This is a genomic window from Prochlorococcus sp. MIT 0916 (assembly GCF_047305155.1).
Lineage (GTDB): Bacteria > Cyanobacteriota > Cyanobacteriia > PCC-6307 > Cyanobiaceae > Prochlorococcus_B.
Genome location: NZ_CP138980.1, coordinates 1568719 through 1583370, shown reverse-complemented (window position 1 = coordinate 1583370; position 14652 = coordinate 1568719). Strand labels below are relative to the sequence as shown.

Below are 14652 nucleotides of genomic sequence, written 5' to 3'. Positions count from 1 at the left end.
ATCTGTAAGCTTATGACGTAAGAGGCTCGTTCCGGCGACACCTAATTAAACTATGGTTTATTTTTTGAGGTGACTCTGCAGAAAGATCTTCAACAAATTCATTTAATCTTACTTTCAAGCTACGACGAGTGAGAAATGGACCAAACCAATATGTAACCTCAGGTTGAATCGTCTCTACCCTGGCCCACCAGGCCAAGCCAAAACTATTACCTAAGCTTCGAAGAGCCCTAATGGGACCCATAAGTAAAAAGCGTTTTATTTATTATACTTTCTTAACCAGATGTTTATCAAATAAAAAAGGAATATTATGTTCACTTGATGATAAAACATAAATTGGAAGTCAAAAAATGATGTTATAAAAAGCTCTGGGAGAATTAATTAATAATGTAATTTGACTATGAAGTTTTAAAAATCCTAATAAAACTATAAAAAATATACGGTTCTTTATAAGGTTAAATTTATAGAGATTAGTTATTATTTTCAGTTGAAATCTGAGGTTTTAATAATCTAGGAGAAGGGTCTTGTCCAGAGATTGGGCGCATCCATCTAGATCTGGCCACTTCATACAAGAAAATAGAAGTAGCTACTGATGCATTAAGGCTTGTAGTGACCCCCTTGAGAGGGATCCTTACTAACTGGTCACACAACCTTCTAGTTATTAGAGAAATTCCTTTATCTTCCGAACCCACAACTACGACTAAAGGACCTTGAAATTTAATCTCAGATAAAGTAGATGTTCCTTCCTCCGCAAGACCAAGAACGGTATAACCTTCATCTTTCAATTTCTCCAAAGATCTATTTAAATTAACAACTCTTGCTACGGGAAGATGTTCAAGAGCTCCAGCAGCAACTTTTGCTACGGATCCTGTTAAACCTGCACTTCGTCTTTGTGGAAGGATTAAGCCTTGAGCTCCAAGGGCTTCGGCAGATCGAATTATTGCTCCAAGATTCTGAGGATCAGTTAAGCCATCTAAAGCCAAGAGCAATGAAGAATCACCAAAAGATTTGCAAGCATCTATTAAATTCTTCAGGTCATGTGTTTTTGATGCGGCAATTTGTAAAACTATTCCTTGATGAACGGCACCATTCGTAAGCTGGCCAAGCCTTGACCAAGAAACTTCTTCAACCAAGACTCCTGAAGATTTTGAGTCTTTGAGAAGTTGAAAAAACTTTGATGAGCTTCGTAATTCAGCGGTACACCATATTCTATGAATTGCTCTACCACCCAGAAGAGCTGCCTCAGTTGAATGACGACCCCAAATCAGATCATCACTTAATGTTTTGGTAAAGCTTTCAGAATATGAAAGAGGTTCTTTACTTTCTTCTCTTCTATATCTTCTAGCTTCCTGAGAATTTTTATTTATGTACGAAGGGTTGGTCGATTTTCTTTCGAATCGATTAGATCCTCTGTAATTGTTAGTTTCCTGAAAGTCTTGATTTCTATAGGAAGAGTTGGTCGATTTTCTTTCGAATCGATTAGATCCTCTGTAATTGTTAGTTTCCTGAGAGTCTTGATTTCTATAGGAAGGGTTGGCCGATTTTCTTGCAAACCGATTAGACCCCTTATAGTTGGTATTTGTCTGGTTACTACTTCTTGATCGTTGATATGATTCTATATCTGATGAGTATTGATTTACTTGGTCAGATGAAAGACGATTGTTTTTATTATTTGCTCTTCTTCGATCATTGAAATTAGACTTTTTAGAATCATTATCTTCACGGAAATAATTACTACTTCGTTTATTAGATGAAGAGTTTCTTGAATTCGTAGTGTCTTTATTGAAGCGATAACTCATTTTATAAGAACTATTATCTAGTTAATGGGTCGATCAAGAAGATCAAATAAATCAGCAAGCCGATTTGGATTTTTCAAAAACAACCATCCAACAATAGTCTCAAATCCGGTAGCAATTGCATATGTGGCTGCATCTACATTTTTAGGACCTCTTCCTGCTTTGTTTCTACCTTTTCTAAGGAAATCTTTTTCAGTATCAGTTAAAAAAGCTTCAATTTTACTGATTGCCTTAGCCTGACTGAATGCATTGACCTCATTAACAACCGCCTTGTGCAGATCTTTAGAACGCATTGGACTATTGCAATATCGCAACCTTTGGTGCATTTCCCATACAGCGTCTCCCAACCAAGCTAATTGCAGTGGGCCTAAACCATCAGGAGAAATGGTTGATTTGTAAGAGCGAATCCAATCAGTCAAGCTGATAATTTACCAATTGCTGTATTCAGATCTGGTGCTAAATGAAGGAATTCCTCTAATCGTACAAGTTTAATTGTTTGAATGACTCTAGGATTTCCTACAACGTTAAATGATCTTTTTGACTGAGTACATTTCTTAGCTGTTTGAACCATGGCACCTAGGCCGCAAGAATCAATGAAATCAATATTAGTTAAATCAATTACTACTGATAGTTGATTAGAATCTAAAACTTCATTGATATATGTAGTGAATTGTTTCTCTGAATAGGCATCTAGTTGACCAGTGAAATTAATCACCAAACAACCATTTCGCTGGTTAAAACCACCTCTAAGAGAAACAGTAAGTCTTTGTAATTCAGTTATGGGATTAGTCCCCTATGACTTCATGATGGAAGTGTAGTGATAGAAACCAAATTAATCCACGATTCTTCTTCGTTCTTCTATTAAGGTTACGAAATGATTAAAATGATGATCAGCATCGTGTGGTCCTGGGCTTGCCTCGGGGTGATATTGAACACCAAAGAAAGGCTTATCAATTACTGAAATAGCTGCCACTGTTTGGTCATTTAAGTTGAATCGTGTAATTTTTATTTTGTCGGAGTTTAGAGATTCTGAATTTAAAGCGAAACCATGATTTTGACTTGTAATTTCAACTTTTCCATTTAATCCACATGGATGATTCAATCCTCTATGCCCATAAGAAAGTTTAAAAGTTTTTCCACCTAAAGCCAATCCAAGAATCTGATGTCCTAAGCAGATTCCAAATATAGGTAGTCTTTTGTAATCAATTAAATTTTTAGCAAGATTAATACCACTATCAACTGTGGATGGATCACCAGGGCCATTAGAAAGGAAAACACCTTCAGGGGATAAAGCCAGAACATCGGATATTTCAGCATTAGCAGGTAAGACAGTAACTTCACAACCATGGGCAACTAATCGATCTAATATCGATTGCTTTATCCCAAAATCTATAGCGACAACTTGGTATGGATTCGTTTCAATATTTTTAATTCTCTTATCAAATAAAACCGGACAACTTGAATTAACTTTAAAAGAGCTTTGCGTTGTGACTTTATTAACAAGGTTCAGACCACTCATTGAAGGAGATTTTTGTAAAAGTGAAAATAATTCAGCTATTGAAGACTTTGTATCTGATGAAATAATTCCATTCAAAGAACCAGTCTCTCTTAAATGTCTAACAAGTGCTCTTGTATCTATTCCACAAATTCCAATAACATTTTCATTCTTAAGCCATTTTTCAAAGGAACTTTCATGTCTCCAGTTACTGGAAATTTTTGAGACTTGACGAGCTATTACACCTTTAACTGAAGGATGTGAAGATTCATTATCCTCAGAATTGACTCCCGTATTTCCAATTTCTGGATAAGTAAAAGTAATAAGCTGACCATAATAACTTGGATCAGTTATAACCTCTTGATATCCAGTCATACCTGTATTAAATACGACTTCTCCAGTAATAGTCCCGACTGCACCAAACGATAATCCTTCAAAATAAGTACCATCCTCTAATAACAATATTGCAGAGCTATCAGTATCAAAAAACATAAGAAATTCGGTTTATAAATTAAAAAAATCAGTTAGATAAAAAATCTCTTAACTGCTTGAAAAGTAGCCACGATTTATCTGTATTCAAACAATCCAATGATCGTTTGACACCTAAAGACAAATCATCCTCAGCTCCTGATACCCATAGAACAAGAGCAGTATTTAATGCTACGACTTCTTTGTGATATACATTTCCTTGTCCTTTAAGTAAAGAGATTAGAATCTTTGAATTGGTTTTCAAATCATCACCTTTCAAACTTTCATTAGAGATTTCAGAAAGTCCAAGATCACTAGGGTTAATGATTTCAGATCTAATAACATCTTTGTCTAAAAAGCGAAATTGATTAGACCCAGCTAGTGAAGCCTCATCAAGGCCACCTGCGCCATGAACCACTACAGCTCTTTTATGCCCCATCCCTTGTAAAGCTATTGATATTGGATCAAGCAAATCAGCCTTAGCTACTCCTAATACTTGTGACTTTGGTTTAAGTGGGTTAACTAATGGACCCAACAAATTAAAAATGGTTCTAACGCCTAATCTTTTTCTCAAAGGAGCTAGATTTACCAGTGAAGGATGCCAAGAAGGTGCAAAAAGAAATGTAATACCCAAATTTTTTAAAGCTTCAACAATTTTTTCGGAAGAAACATTTAAAGGTAATCCCAAATCTTCTAATACATCAGCTGATCCAACCTTGCCACTTGCACTTCGATTTCCATGTTTAGCAATTTTCACTCCTAAAGCAGCTGAAACAAAAGCAACTGCAGTAGAAATGTTAAATGTATTAGCGCCATCTCCACCAGTTCCACAAGTATCAACCAAATCAAAGGTTGGTAGATCTGATGGTGTTATGGAGGCATTTTGTAGAATTTTTGCCATTGCTGAAAGTTCATCACCAGAAACCCCCTTTGCTCTAAATGCCGCTAAAAATGCACCTGTTTGAACTGGCTCAATTTTATTTTCGAGCCATGAGTTCATTAAAAAATTAGATTGCTCTTCAGTTAAATCATTGGAAGAAAGAAGTGATTCAAGAATTACTGAAAAAGATATAGGATTTAATGGGGTCATTTATCAGAAAGTGCCTGTATGTTATGCATTCCAGGCAGAATATTTTTAATAACTTAATCATTAATATATCAACTATATAAGTTGTTTAAATAAAAAAATAATTTCCTAACATTAAGCTTGAGTGGAATCTGACGTATCAAATCCAGAGCCAACGTTATCAGAACTTGAATGAGTTGTAGGACGAAATCCCTCTGACCAAAGTTTTCTTGTTATAGCTTCTAATTTGTCACGGTTAATGCTCCATTTGTTTAATAATTTTTCCATGTCAGAGTTAAGATCTTCAGCACCTCCAAAGTCTTTATATCGAATTATTAATCTAGCTAATTCAACAAAATGATTAGAAGTTGGGGAATCTATCGCACATAAACGATCTAGATTTTCACGATCTATCGTATATAGCGGATGATTTTGAGCCTCGTTCATAAATAGTTAAATTGGATTTTGCTCACGTCCATGGGCTTATATTGCCTAGGTTATGGGCATATTAATAAAAGAATGGCTGCATTAAGACTAGATCTAATAAAAAACTATTTGAGACCACACAAGAGGGAGCTGATATTAGGTGCTTTATGTCTGATTTTTGTAAATATTCTAAGTGTTGCTATTCCAATGGAAGTTAGAAATATCGTTGATGATCTAAAAGAAGGATTTACATTTTCTTATGTCTTGAATAAGTCGACATGGTTAATCCTCTTGGCAACAATAATGGGAGGAGCAAGGTTGATTTCTAGGCAACTGGTATTTGGAGTTGGCAGACAAGTTGAAGTTTCGCTAAGACAAAAATTATTTGAACGAATGCTGGAACAAGATCCTGGATGGGTTCAAAAAATAGGTACAGGCGAAGTCATAACAAGAGCTACTAGTGATTTAGAAAACATTCGAAGGCTTCTTGGATTTACTGTTCTTAGTCTTACAAACACCTTCTTGGCATACACATTTACATTGCCTGCGATGCTAGCAATAGATCCACTTTTAACCTTCTTTGCGATATCCGTCTATCCAGTTTTGCTTGGAACCGTTGGATTATTTGGTGGAAGAATGGTTAAACAAAGAAAGCGACAACAACAAGCATTATCAGAATTAAGTGAATTAATCCAAGAAGATCTATCTGGCATCAGCGCAATTAAAATTTATGGTCAAGAACAAGCTGAACAAAAAGCATTTAACAAATTAAATATTAGATACAGAGACGCTGCAATTAATCTTGCTAGAACTGCAAGTACTTTATTTCCACTACTTCAAGGTTTATCCTCAATCTCCTTGCTTCTACTTATTGCAATTGGGAGTGGGCGACTAAGTAGTGGAAGTCTTACAGTTGGAGGCTTAGTAGCATTAATTCTTTATGTAGAAAGGCTTGTGTTTCCGACAGCCTTATTAGGTTTTACACTTAATACTTTTCAATTGGGTCAAGTAAGTTTGGAGAGAGTAGAAGAGCTACTAAATCACGAACCAACAATTAAAGATAAAGATAAAACTGTAAAAATATCTAACCCTATTTCAGGAAAATTAGAGGCAAAAAATCTATCAATAAAGTATGAAGATTCTCCTAGGAAAATACTTGATGAAATTTCCTTTAAAATAAACCCTGGGGAAATAGTTGCCTTAGTTGGCCCTGTAGGTTGCGGTAAAACAACATTGGCAAGAGCTTTAGGGAGAATGATCAAAATTGATCAAGGAACATTGTTTTTAGATGACAATGATGTGATGGACATAAAGCTAAAACAGTTGAGAAGCAATATCGCTTTAGTGCCTCAAGAGGGATATCTTTTTACTGAAACGCTTTCAGAAAATATTAAATACGGGAACCCAGAAGCATGCAATGAGAAAGTCGAGGAATCAGCCTATGAAGCGCGTATGACAGATGATATAAAAGGTTTTCCAGATGGTCTGAAAACACTTGTCGGCGAAAGAGGCATAACTCTAAGTGGTGGGCAAAGGCAACGAACAGCACTAAGTAGAGCATTATTAGTAGATTCAAAAATAATTGTTCTTGATGATGCCCTCGCAAGTGTGGACAATAAAACAGCCTCAGCAATACTTCAAACAATAAAAAATCAATATAGTAAAACCGTATTAATGATTAGTCATCAATTATCAGCTGCTGCTGCATGTGATCGAATATTAGTAATGAATGAGGGAAAAATTGTACAAGAGGGAACTCATCAATTCTTAATTAAAAAAGACGGTTTGTATAAAAGCATGTGGGAGAGAGAAAAAGCAAAAGAGCAATTACAATCTGATGATTAATCAATACTTATTAAATTTTTTTAATCAATTTGATATAAATTAGATATAAGCTATGAAAACAATTATGTTCATTAGGATAATTATGAAATCATGAGCGCATTAACAAAATATAAACTTATTTGCGACCTTGCATTTGGTGATATTTACATTCAGATCCTTGCATGGATGGGTGTAATCTTTGTAAGTCTTGCTGCAGGTCTTGCACTAATGGGCTCATCAAGACCAATATTTGCTCTTTTAGGTGTAGGTTTAATCCTTGTTTTAAGCCTCCCTTTCTTATTATTTGCATTTGTTACTACACTAATAAATCATATAAAAATAGAAACTATAGATTAAAGTTATGATTAAAAAGATAAGTAAATATTTAACAATGATAATTGATAAGCTCTATGCTTATAAACGTACAGAAAAACCTAACAAGAAAGTGCTGCATACAATATTAAAAAATGATCTAACAGCAAAACTAAAAGACAATGAGGAAGAAATACTTTTTGGTTGCGGATGTTTTTGGGGCGCAGAGAAAGGTTTCTGGAGACTACCAGGAGTTATATCAACTGCCGTGGGATATGCCGGAGGTGAAAAGGAAAACCCAACCTATAGAGAAGTATGTTCTGGATTAACAGGTCATACAGAAGTCGTAAGAGTTGTTTGGAATAATAATGAAATTGATCTGAGCGACTTACTAAAATTATTCTGGGAATGCCATGATCCAACACAAGGTAATCGTCAAGGGAATGATAGTGGAAGCCAATACAGATCTGCTATTTATACAACAAGCAAGGATCAACTAAGTAAAGCAACAGCAAGTAAAGAAAGCTTTCAAAAAGAACTACAAAATAATGGTTTTGGGGTTATCACTACAGAGATTAAGAATGATATTAAGTTTTATTTTGCAGAAGATTATCATCAACAGTATTTAGCGAAACCTGGCAGCAGGCCATATTGCTCTGCCATGCCAACAAAGGTAATCTTTAAAGATTTTAGTGGAGCAAACTTTAAACTCAAGGAAAAAATTTGGTCTAACTATAATTGGGATATAAGTCATTGTATTCTTAGAGGTGAGAATACACCTATTGAATCGAATTTATAATGAATGATCAATTACCAGACAGAACTATATTGCTAATTATATTAGCTACATTGTTGTTAGTATTTTTTTTAGTATTTAGCTTCAAATCTCCCAGAATTGAACAAGAAAAAACAATTCAATGGATGGATAGTGCGTTAAACTCTGAATTGGCTTATCCAAGCTAAAGAAAAATAATTTTTAACCTGAAATATATTTTTTTAAAACATATGAAAAATAATAAATTAGAAAAAGATTTAGAAAGAGTACGGATAAACATATACAATATTCTTGCAATTATAATTGTAATTATTCCAGAATACTTTGCTGAGTTAATTTATTCAATCGAAGGATCACAACATAAAGCTATTTTGCCAAATGAAGGAGATGCCTGGGAAAAAGATTCTGAATTAAAACTCTCAAAGATGAATATATTCGAGTTAAGATTAATGGCTAAAAGACTATCTATTCATGGTTATTCTAATGAAAATAGGAATTCACTCATTAGACGAATCAATCGAAAGACTAAAAATAGAATTAAATGGAAATCAATAAAAATTGGAACTATCAGTAAGACATTGTGATAATTTTAAAAAGCGGGACGTAGCGCAGCTTGGTAGCGCACCACTTTGGGGTAGTGGGGGTCGTGGGTTCAAATCCCGCCGTTCCGATAGAATCAAATAAATGAATTACTAATCAGAGTCTTTTACTAAAGATTGGATTAATTTAGTTGTACTAATCAAAACTGCTAAAAAAACGAAGAGAGTTATAAAAATAATTAACGCATAGAGATAAGGTGGTATATCAATCTCCCCAAAAGAAACAATGAATGAATTAGGTAAAAACCTCATCAAAAACAAATCAATATTATAATTAAATACTAAACCAGCGAATATAGAAAACTAATGTTTATAAAGCTGACAATATAAAAACACCAAAAGCTAAACGATAATACACAAAAACAAAAGTATTATGCTTGGCTAAGAACCTAAGAAACAAGTCAATAGCAAATAATGAAGAAAAGAAAGATGATATAATCCCAATAATTATAGGCAGAATATCTATTGCAGATAATGTTCTAAATAAAGTAAACAATTCAACAAGTCCTGAAATTGAAATAGCAGGGATACCAACTAGAAAAGAAAGTCTAGCTGCTGTTTTTCTTTCAATACCCGAAAACAAAGCTGAGGTCAAAGTTATACCTGATCTAGAAACCCCAGGAAATACAGCAAGAGATTGGGCAAGGCCTAACAAAATAACGTCTTTTAGGTTAATATCATTAAATAGTTTTTTTCTATTACCATAAATTTCTGAAAGAGCTAATAATAGTCCCATAAGAATAGAAGTAATAGCTATGGAAAACAAACCTCTAAAGTTTGAATAGGAGTAATTGGGCCAATATAATTTAATAAGAAGACCCAAAATACATATTGGTATGCTGGCTACAAAGATATAAATAGAAAGTTTTGCATTATCGTCTTTAAAGACTTTTTGATGATTAAATATCGTAAACAATGAATCAATAATTGAACTAATCGGATTTCGAAAATAATAAATAATAGCAACTGCGCTTCCTAATTGTATAGAAGCGGAAAAAGAGACACCAGGGTCATTCCACCCAAAAAAATAAGGCACAACTTTTAAATGAGCTGTACTACTAATTGGAAGAAATTCAGTAAAGCCCTGAATAATGCCTAACAAAAATGATTTAACGTAAATAAATACATAAGGACTAATTTCTTCAGACATATTTTGAAAATAAAAAAAGGAGGAGCTCGCTAATTTTCTTGAAATTTTCAATTAGTATAGATATAAGCTCAAAAATAAATCATGGGTAAAAAATCTATATTCTCATTAATTCTTGTTCTAACCTCCTTAGCTGGTTTACAAGGAAAGGCTAAAGCAGATTACTGGTTAGTAATAGGTAGCTATAGACAAGGTCCTGGAGGAAAACCACAAGTAAGTGGTATCACAAGTCCAACATTATTTGCTATTCCAATTGGGAATGAAAGGATGTGTATGGAAGCCGGAAAAAAAATTGAGAATGATATCTACAAACCTGTATGGCAATTTGATAGCAAATGGACATGCATCAAAAATTCAAGTAATTAAAAGAAACTCGCGAGAATAGCTAAAGATTGGATGAAAAACCATCATCTCTGTACGTCATGAGCGCATCCATCTCCTTCATAATCATCGCTATTATAATACCCATTCTTAGTGCCAAAAAAAACGGCAGAGACTACAAAAGGTAGTGCTACAAAAAACAAAAAATTAGATAAATTCAAAATACCCTAGCCTATTAATATAGACATAATCTAACAAGAAAATCAATTTTTTGAAATCAACAATCTTTATAAATCCTTAATCTATCTAACAAAAAAGTACGTATTAACTAAACCTACTAAGAATAGGATCTACAGCAAAGTCTATAATTATATATGTTAGTGTAAACCAAGAGAGCATAAAGAATATAAATAAACTTGGACCCTTGAGAAAAGGTTGAAAGTAATTATTAGATCCGTCACCATCTAGAAGAGACCTACATTCTTTTACCTGTGAATTAGCAAGTCGATAATAATCTGAGCCAGGCAATCTGTTATCTATATATGTTTTCCTAAGATTTTTAATAAGCGGTTCAGGTTTTTCGGTAATTAAAAAAGCGACCAATTCACCAGGTCTTAAATCAATTCTTGTTCGTTCAAGGTTATTAGTAAAACCAATATTGAATAAATCGCCGTTTTGAATCAAATAGACATATGAAGCCATTTTATAGGCAAAGTAAGATTAATATTTAATGATCTTAGTATGTAAATAGATTAAAAGATAGAACTTTAACAAAAGAAAATTAATTTTAAAAAAAATAAAACTTACAAAATGCAATAATTAATATATCTAAATTATATTAAAAATGGTATTTAGTTGTCTTAAGTTTTTTAATGCGACGATTTTGATTGATTTCTACTGTGGTATCTGAATTAATAAAAGATAAAGATTGCTGTGGGATAGAGGTCTGAATCATTCGTATAAAATCAGATAAATTATTACCTTTTAGGCCTGAGCCCTTTAATCTAATCATCTCATTTTCTTGTTGAGTTTTCCAAAGAATTGTATTATCAAAGTCAGTAGATTTAAGATGCCATAGTTTGTGAAATTTTTTCCAAATCTCACTATATTCTAAAAGTGATTCTTGAATCAAAGTACGATAATCTTTTTCAGAATTACTCAAGGACAAACTAAATTTGTCCTCGTCCAAATCATCAAATTTGGATAAATCTAAAACGGGAGCACAACCAACAAACCATCCTTCTAAGATTAAAACTTTGGATTGAAATTCACACCAACCTGATCTATCTCCTTTTCCATCTCTTAAAGACTTATCAAAAACAGGACTGCTTAAAACACCTGTTTTCAAAAATTTGTCTAATGATTGATTCAATAAATCTAAAGAATGACTACCTGGAAAACCTCTTGGAACATTCCATGGATTACCCTTCATGACAAAATCCATTTCTTGGCCAGGCAAATAAAAATCATCCAAAGATATAACTTTAATATCTAAAGATAGTTCTCTAGCTACACTATCAATCCAAAATCCAAGAGTAGATTTTCCAGATCCAGGAAGCCCTGAAAAACCTATTATTATTGGTTTATTAATAGTATTTAAATAATTCTCTAAAAGAGAAAAAAATGGAAATGTTAACGCCCATTTCCAATCTGATTTTTGATTTGGTTTCCAATATTTATGAATAATAGATTGCACATTAACATCAGACCATTTTTGATAAAAAGGCGAAGGGTTAATAGACAGTCCTTCAAGAAATAAACGATAAGTGTCAATAGGAAAAAGGAAATCAGCACTTATATCCTTAGGAAAAATATAATTAAAATCTTTAACTTTCATAAATCCTTAAAATCATTAATAACATCCTCAACACTATTTGACCACCCCACAGCATGAGGAGCATTTGCTAATCGAAAAGAACCGTTATCAATACCATTCTGTAAATACTTATTTGGACCATTTTTACCAGGAATAACTATAGATATATCAGCATATTCAAGTAAAGGGAGATCGTTTTGTGAATCACCAAGTGCAATGATCTTTACATCAGTGTTCTGTAGATGAACCTTTAATTTATTAACAGCTTGACCTTTATGACTTTTGCTGGAAAGCAAATGACTCATTCTATTTCCTTTAAAAACGTGAACATTATAAAAATCACAAATAAGCTTTACTTTTTCAAAAACATCATCAGGAGGATTTAAGAAAGGAACACTCCAGTGCCTATCCAAAGCTCTAGTTATAGCTTTATCAGATAAACCAGTAAGTTCAAATATTTGATTTTTGCTTAAATCATTTAGTGGGGTTAGGTGGTAGTTTACTTTATTAGATATATTAAATAATATAATTTTTAATTCCGTATAACTTTTTCCTAAGATCAATTCCCATTCTATAGAATTTTGTTCATAACACCCATAAATAGCCGCTCCATTTTCTACAATAAAAGGATCTGTCAATGAATTCTCTTTTCTAAAAAATCTAACTTCAGAAGCAGTTTTACTTGTACAAGGTATTACAGGAATATTCAATTCCGCTAACATCTTCAAAGTTTTTTTAGCAGGAGAAATATTGTAATCTTCATCCATTAATGTCCCATCGAGATCTGTAACTATCCAATATTTAGAATTATTTTTCATAAGGCTAATCAGCTAATGTAAGCCAAACTACTTGATAAGGGTTAAGCTTGAAAGTATTAGTATTAAAATAAGAACCTGTAATATTATCAAGTAAACGTTTATTAGAACCTAATTCTAAGGAATTAAGTTCATTCAACTGAGAACTATTTAGAAATTTTTGAGACATATTACAAATAACATAGACACTTTCTTCAGCCAAACCTCTTTGAAAAATTACACAATTAGATATATTTGTAGAGATACATTTCATACTCGCCTCTGGATGAAAAGCTTTAAGTCTTGACCTGACTTTAACTATATGAGTGAGGTATGAAATATTTTTACTAGCTGGTGAATCAAAGTTCTTAAGTGCCTCAAGTAATTTGTTAGCTTCAAATTTTTCTCGATTTAAATCTCTTCTTTGTCCTGTTTTTCTAAAAGAATCAAGATCATTAGGAGAGGCTAAAACAGCTGGAAGATAAAAAGCTGGAATACCTTTTATAGATAAAGTAAAAAGCTGACTTAGCAAAAAACGTTCAAATTGGAATACGGTATTATCAGGACCTTCATTAGACATCGCACTCCACCAACTAATATTTAGTTCGTAAGGTTGATCTTCTCCATTTGCCAGCCGACGATGACTAACTAATCCTCCGCGTTTCTCTGATTCAACCAAGAGATTATGGACTCTATTATCGTCCATAATTCCTTCTAATGCTCGCAATCCAATACCGTCATGTGAAGAAGTGAAGTTGAGCAGAGATGTATCCCTTGGCAACTCATACCAATTTGATAACCAATTATTCAATAAATCAGTTTTACCGGTATAAATAGCTTCTAATAATAAAGGAGGGAGAGTAAAGTTATAAGCAAGATTGGCTTCATTACCATCAATCAAATAAGAAAGATTTTCTTTTTCTGGAACATTAGTCTCGGTAATTAATACAGCCGAAGGCTTAATTATCTTTAAGCATTTATTTAAAAGCTTAACTATCGAATGTACTGGATCTAAATGTAAACAAGTAGTATATGGCTCCTTCCAAATAAATGCTATTGCGTCAAGTCGAATCCAGTCAGCCCCATTAGATATATACCTAACCAAAAGTTTCAAGAACTCAAGAAAAATATGTGGATTCTTCCAGTCAACATCAATTTGATCTGGCCCAAATGTTGTCCAAACGTTCCTAAAGCCTTGATTAGTATTAACGCTGGTGAAGAGAGATGAATTTCTAGGCCTTATAACTTTCTCCCAAATATCAGCCTCAGAAGGAGCAACTATGTACGAATTACCAGGAGCCTCTGATTTTATAAATTGATGAACCCATGGATGAGAAGAAGAGACATGATTTAAAACAAGATCTGCCATTATTTTGTGCTTACTTGATAGGTCTTTTAAATCATTCCAATTCCCAAAAGCATCTTCAATTTTTTCATGATTAGAAACAGCGAATCCTCCATCACTTGTAGAAGGAAGAAATGGTAAAACATGTATGACTGAAGAAAGACCACTTAATCTATTTTTTACGAATTCAGTTAATGTTTTTAAAGTTGATTCATCTTTCCTATAAATTGAATCTGGATAAGTAATCAAAACAACACTTGAAGAATCCCAAATTGATTCGATTTCTAATTCATGAGTGGCCTGTTTAACACGAAATGGATCGAGAATCTGCAACAATTGTGACCACACTGAATTGATTTCTTGTTCAGAGTGCTCAGGATAAATTTCTCTGAGAGACGATCTCAGCTCATCTAATTCACTATCCAACTCGGACACTCTTTAAAGGGAAACAATCATCTCTACCTCATCGTA

The 14652-nt window shown here is 33.3% G+C and carries 17 protein-coding genes and 1 tRNA gene; 6 read left to right on the top strand and 12 right to left on the bottom strand.

Annotated features, from left to right (window positions below; all coding sequences use genetic code 11):
• Positions 1-10: 10 nt before the first annotated feature.
• The 7 genes from SIB53_RS08345 to SIB53_RS08315 form a co-directional block, all read right to left on the bottom strand.
• Complete coding sequence (locus SIB53_RS08345) at positions 11-241, bottom strand: DUF1816 domain-containing protein (RefSeq protein ID WP_413677770.1); 231 nt, start codon at positions 239-241, stop codon at positions 11-13.
• Between the two features lie 226 nt (positions 242-467).
• The gene (gene rlmB, locus SIB53_RS08340; protein WP_413677769.1) at positions 468-1796 is read right to left on the bottom strand and encodes a 23S rRNA (guanosine(2251)-2'-O)-methyltransferase RlmB; all 1329 of its coding nucleotides are present in this window, start codon (positions 1794-1796) and stop codon (positions 468-470) included.
• A 17-nt stretch (positions 1797-1813) separates the two neighbouring features.
• The gene (locus SIB53_RS08335) at positions 1814-2212 is read right to left on the bottom strand and encodes a Mini-ribonuclease 3 (RefSeq protein WP_413677768.1); all 399 of its coding nucleotides are present in this window, start codon (positions 2210-2212) and stop codon (positions 1814-1816) included.
• A complete protein-coding gene (locus SIB53_RS08330) occupies positions 2209-2574 on the bottom strand; it encodes an STAS domain-containing protein (protein ID WP_413679145.1) in 366 nt (121 codons plus the stop codon). The genes SIB53_RS08335 and SIB53_RS08330 overlap by 4 nt, the downstream gene beginning before the upstream one ends.
• Before the next feature lie 51 nt (positions 2575-2625).
• Entirely contained in the window at positions 2626-3780 is a 1155-nt protein-coding gene (gene carA, locus SIB53_RS08325) for a glutamine-hydrolyzing carbamoyl-phosphate synthase small subunit (protein WP_413677767.1), read from the bottom strand.
• A gap of 28 nt (positions 3781-3808) precedes the next feature.
• Positions 3809-4846 (bottom strand): anthranilate phosphoribosyltransferase, encoded by a 1038-nt coding sequence (gene trpD, locus SIB53_RS08320; protein ID WP_413677766.1) that lies wholly within the window; start codon positions 4844-4846, stop codon positions 3809-3811.
• A gap of 111 nt (positions 4847-4957) precedes the next feature.
• Entirely contained in the window at positions 4958-5269 is a 312-nt protein-coding gene (locus tag SIB53_RS08315; RefSeq protein ID WP_413677765.1) for a DUF3288 family protein, read from the bottom strand.
• Between the two features lie 72 nt (positions 5270-5341).
• Here SIB53_RS08315 and SIB53_RS08310 point away from each other — a divergent pair, with 72 nt between their 5' ends.
• The 5 genes from SIB53_RS08310 to SIB53_RS08290 all read left to right on the top strand — a co-directional run bounded on the left by SIB53_RS08310 (position 5342) and on the right by SIB53_RS08290 (position 8830).
• The gene (locus SIB53_RS08310) at positions 5342-7093 is read left to right on the top strand and encodes an ABC transporter ATP-binding protein (protein WP_413677764.1); all 1752 of its coding nucleotides are present in this window, start codon (positions 5342-5344) and stop codon (positions 7091-7093) included.
• 90 nt (positions 7094-7183) lie between these two features.
• The gene (locus SIB53_RS08305; protein ID WP_413677763.1) at positions 7184-7429 is read left to right on the top strand and encodes a hypothetical protein; all 246 of its coding nucleotides are present in this window, start codon (positions 7184-7186) and stop codon (positions 7427-7429) included.
• Between the two features lie 4 nt (positions 7430-7433).
• Positions 7434-8183: a peptide-methionine (S)-S-oxide reductase MsrA gene (msrA, locus tag SIB53_RS08300; protein WP_413677762.1), complete on the top strand. Its 750-nt coding sequence runs from the start codon at positions 7434-7436 to the stop codon at positions 8181-8183.
• A 206-nt stretch (positions 8184-8389) separates the two neighbouring features.
• On the top strand, positions 8390-8743 hold the full coding sequence (locus SIB53_RS08295) for a hypothetical protein (RefSeq protein ID WP_413677761.1): 354 nt from the start codon (positions 8390-8392) through the stop codon (positions 8741-8743).
• A gap of 13 nt (positions 8744-8756) precedes the next feature.
• Positions 8757-8830, top strand: a tRNA-Pro gene (locus SIB53_RS08290).
• A gap of 238 nt (positions 8831-9068) precedes the next feature.
• Here SIB53_RS08290 and SIB53_RS08285 read toward each other — a convergent pair.
• Positions 9069-9908, bottom strand: a complete 840-nt coding sequence (locus tag SIB53_RS08285; RefSeq protein WP_413677760.1) for an undecaprenyl-diphosphate phosphatase — start codon at positions 9906-9908, stop codon at positions 9069-9071.
• 81 nt (positions 9909-9989) lie between these two features.
• Between SIB53_RS08285 and SIB53_RS08280 the strand changes: the two genes are divergently transcribed.
• Entirely contained in the window at positions 9990-10271 is a 282-nt protein-coding gene (locus SIB53_RS08280; protein ID WP_413677759.1) for a hypothetical protein, read from the top strand.
• A 279-nt stretch (positions 10272-10550) separates the two neighbouring features.
• Here the strand turns inward: SIB53_RS08280 and SIB53_RS08275 are convergent, their stop codons facing one another.
• The 4 genes from SIB53_RS08275 to SIB53_RS08260 all read right to left on the bottom strand — a co-directional run bounded on the left by SIB53_RS08275 (position 10551) and on the right by SIB53_RS08260 (position 14616).
• Complete coding sequence (locus tag SIB53_RS08275; protein WP_413677758.1) at positions 10551-10928, bottom strand: GIY-YIG nuclease family protein; 378 nt, start codon at positions 10926-10928, stop codon at positions 10551-10553.
• A 136-nt stretch (positions 10929-11064) separates the two neighbouring features.
• Positions 11065-12063 (bottom strand): uridine kinase, encoded by a 999-nt coding sequence (locus tag SIB53_RS08270; RefSeq protein WP_413677757.1) that lies wholly within the window; start codon positions 12061-12063, stop codon positions 11065-11067.
• Positions 12060-12860 carry an HAD-IIB family hydrolase gene (locus SIB53_RS08265; protein ID WP_413677756.1) on the bottom strand — a complete coding sequence of 267 codons (801 nt, stop codon included), beginning with the start codon at positions 12858-12860 and terminating at the stop codon, positions 12060-12062. The genes SIB53_RS08270 and SIB53_RS08265 overlap by 4 nt, the downstream gene beginning before the upstream one ends.
• A 4-nt stretch (positions 12861-12864) precedes the next feature.
• Positions 12865-14616, bottom strand: a complete 1752-nt coding sequence (locus tag SIB53_RS08260) for a sugar phosphorylase (RefSeq protein ID WP_413677755.1) — start codon at positions 14614-14616, stop codon at positions 12865-12867.
• Positions 14617-14652: the final 36 nt, after the last annotated feature.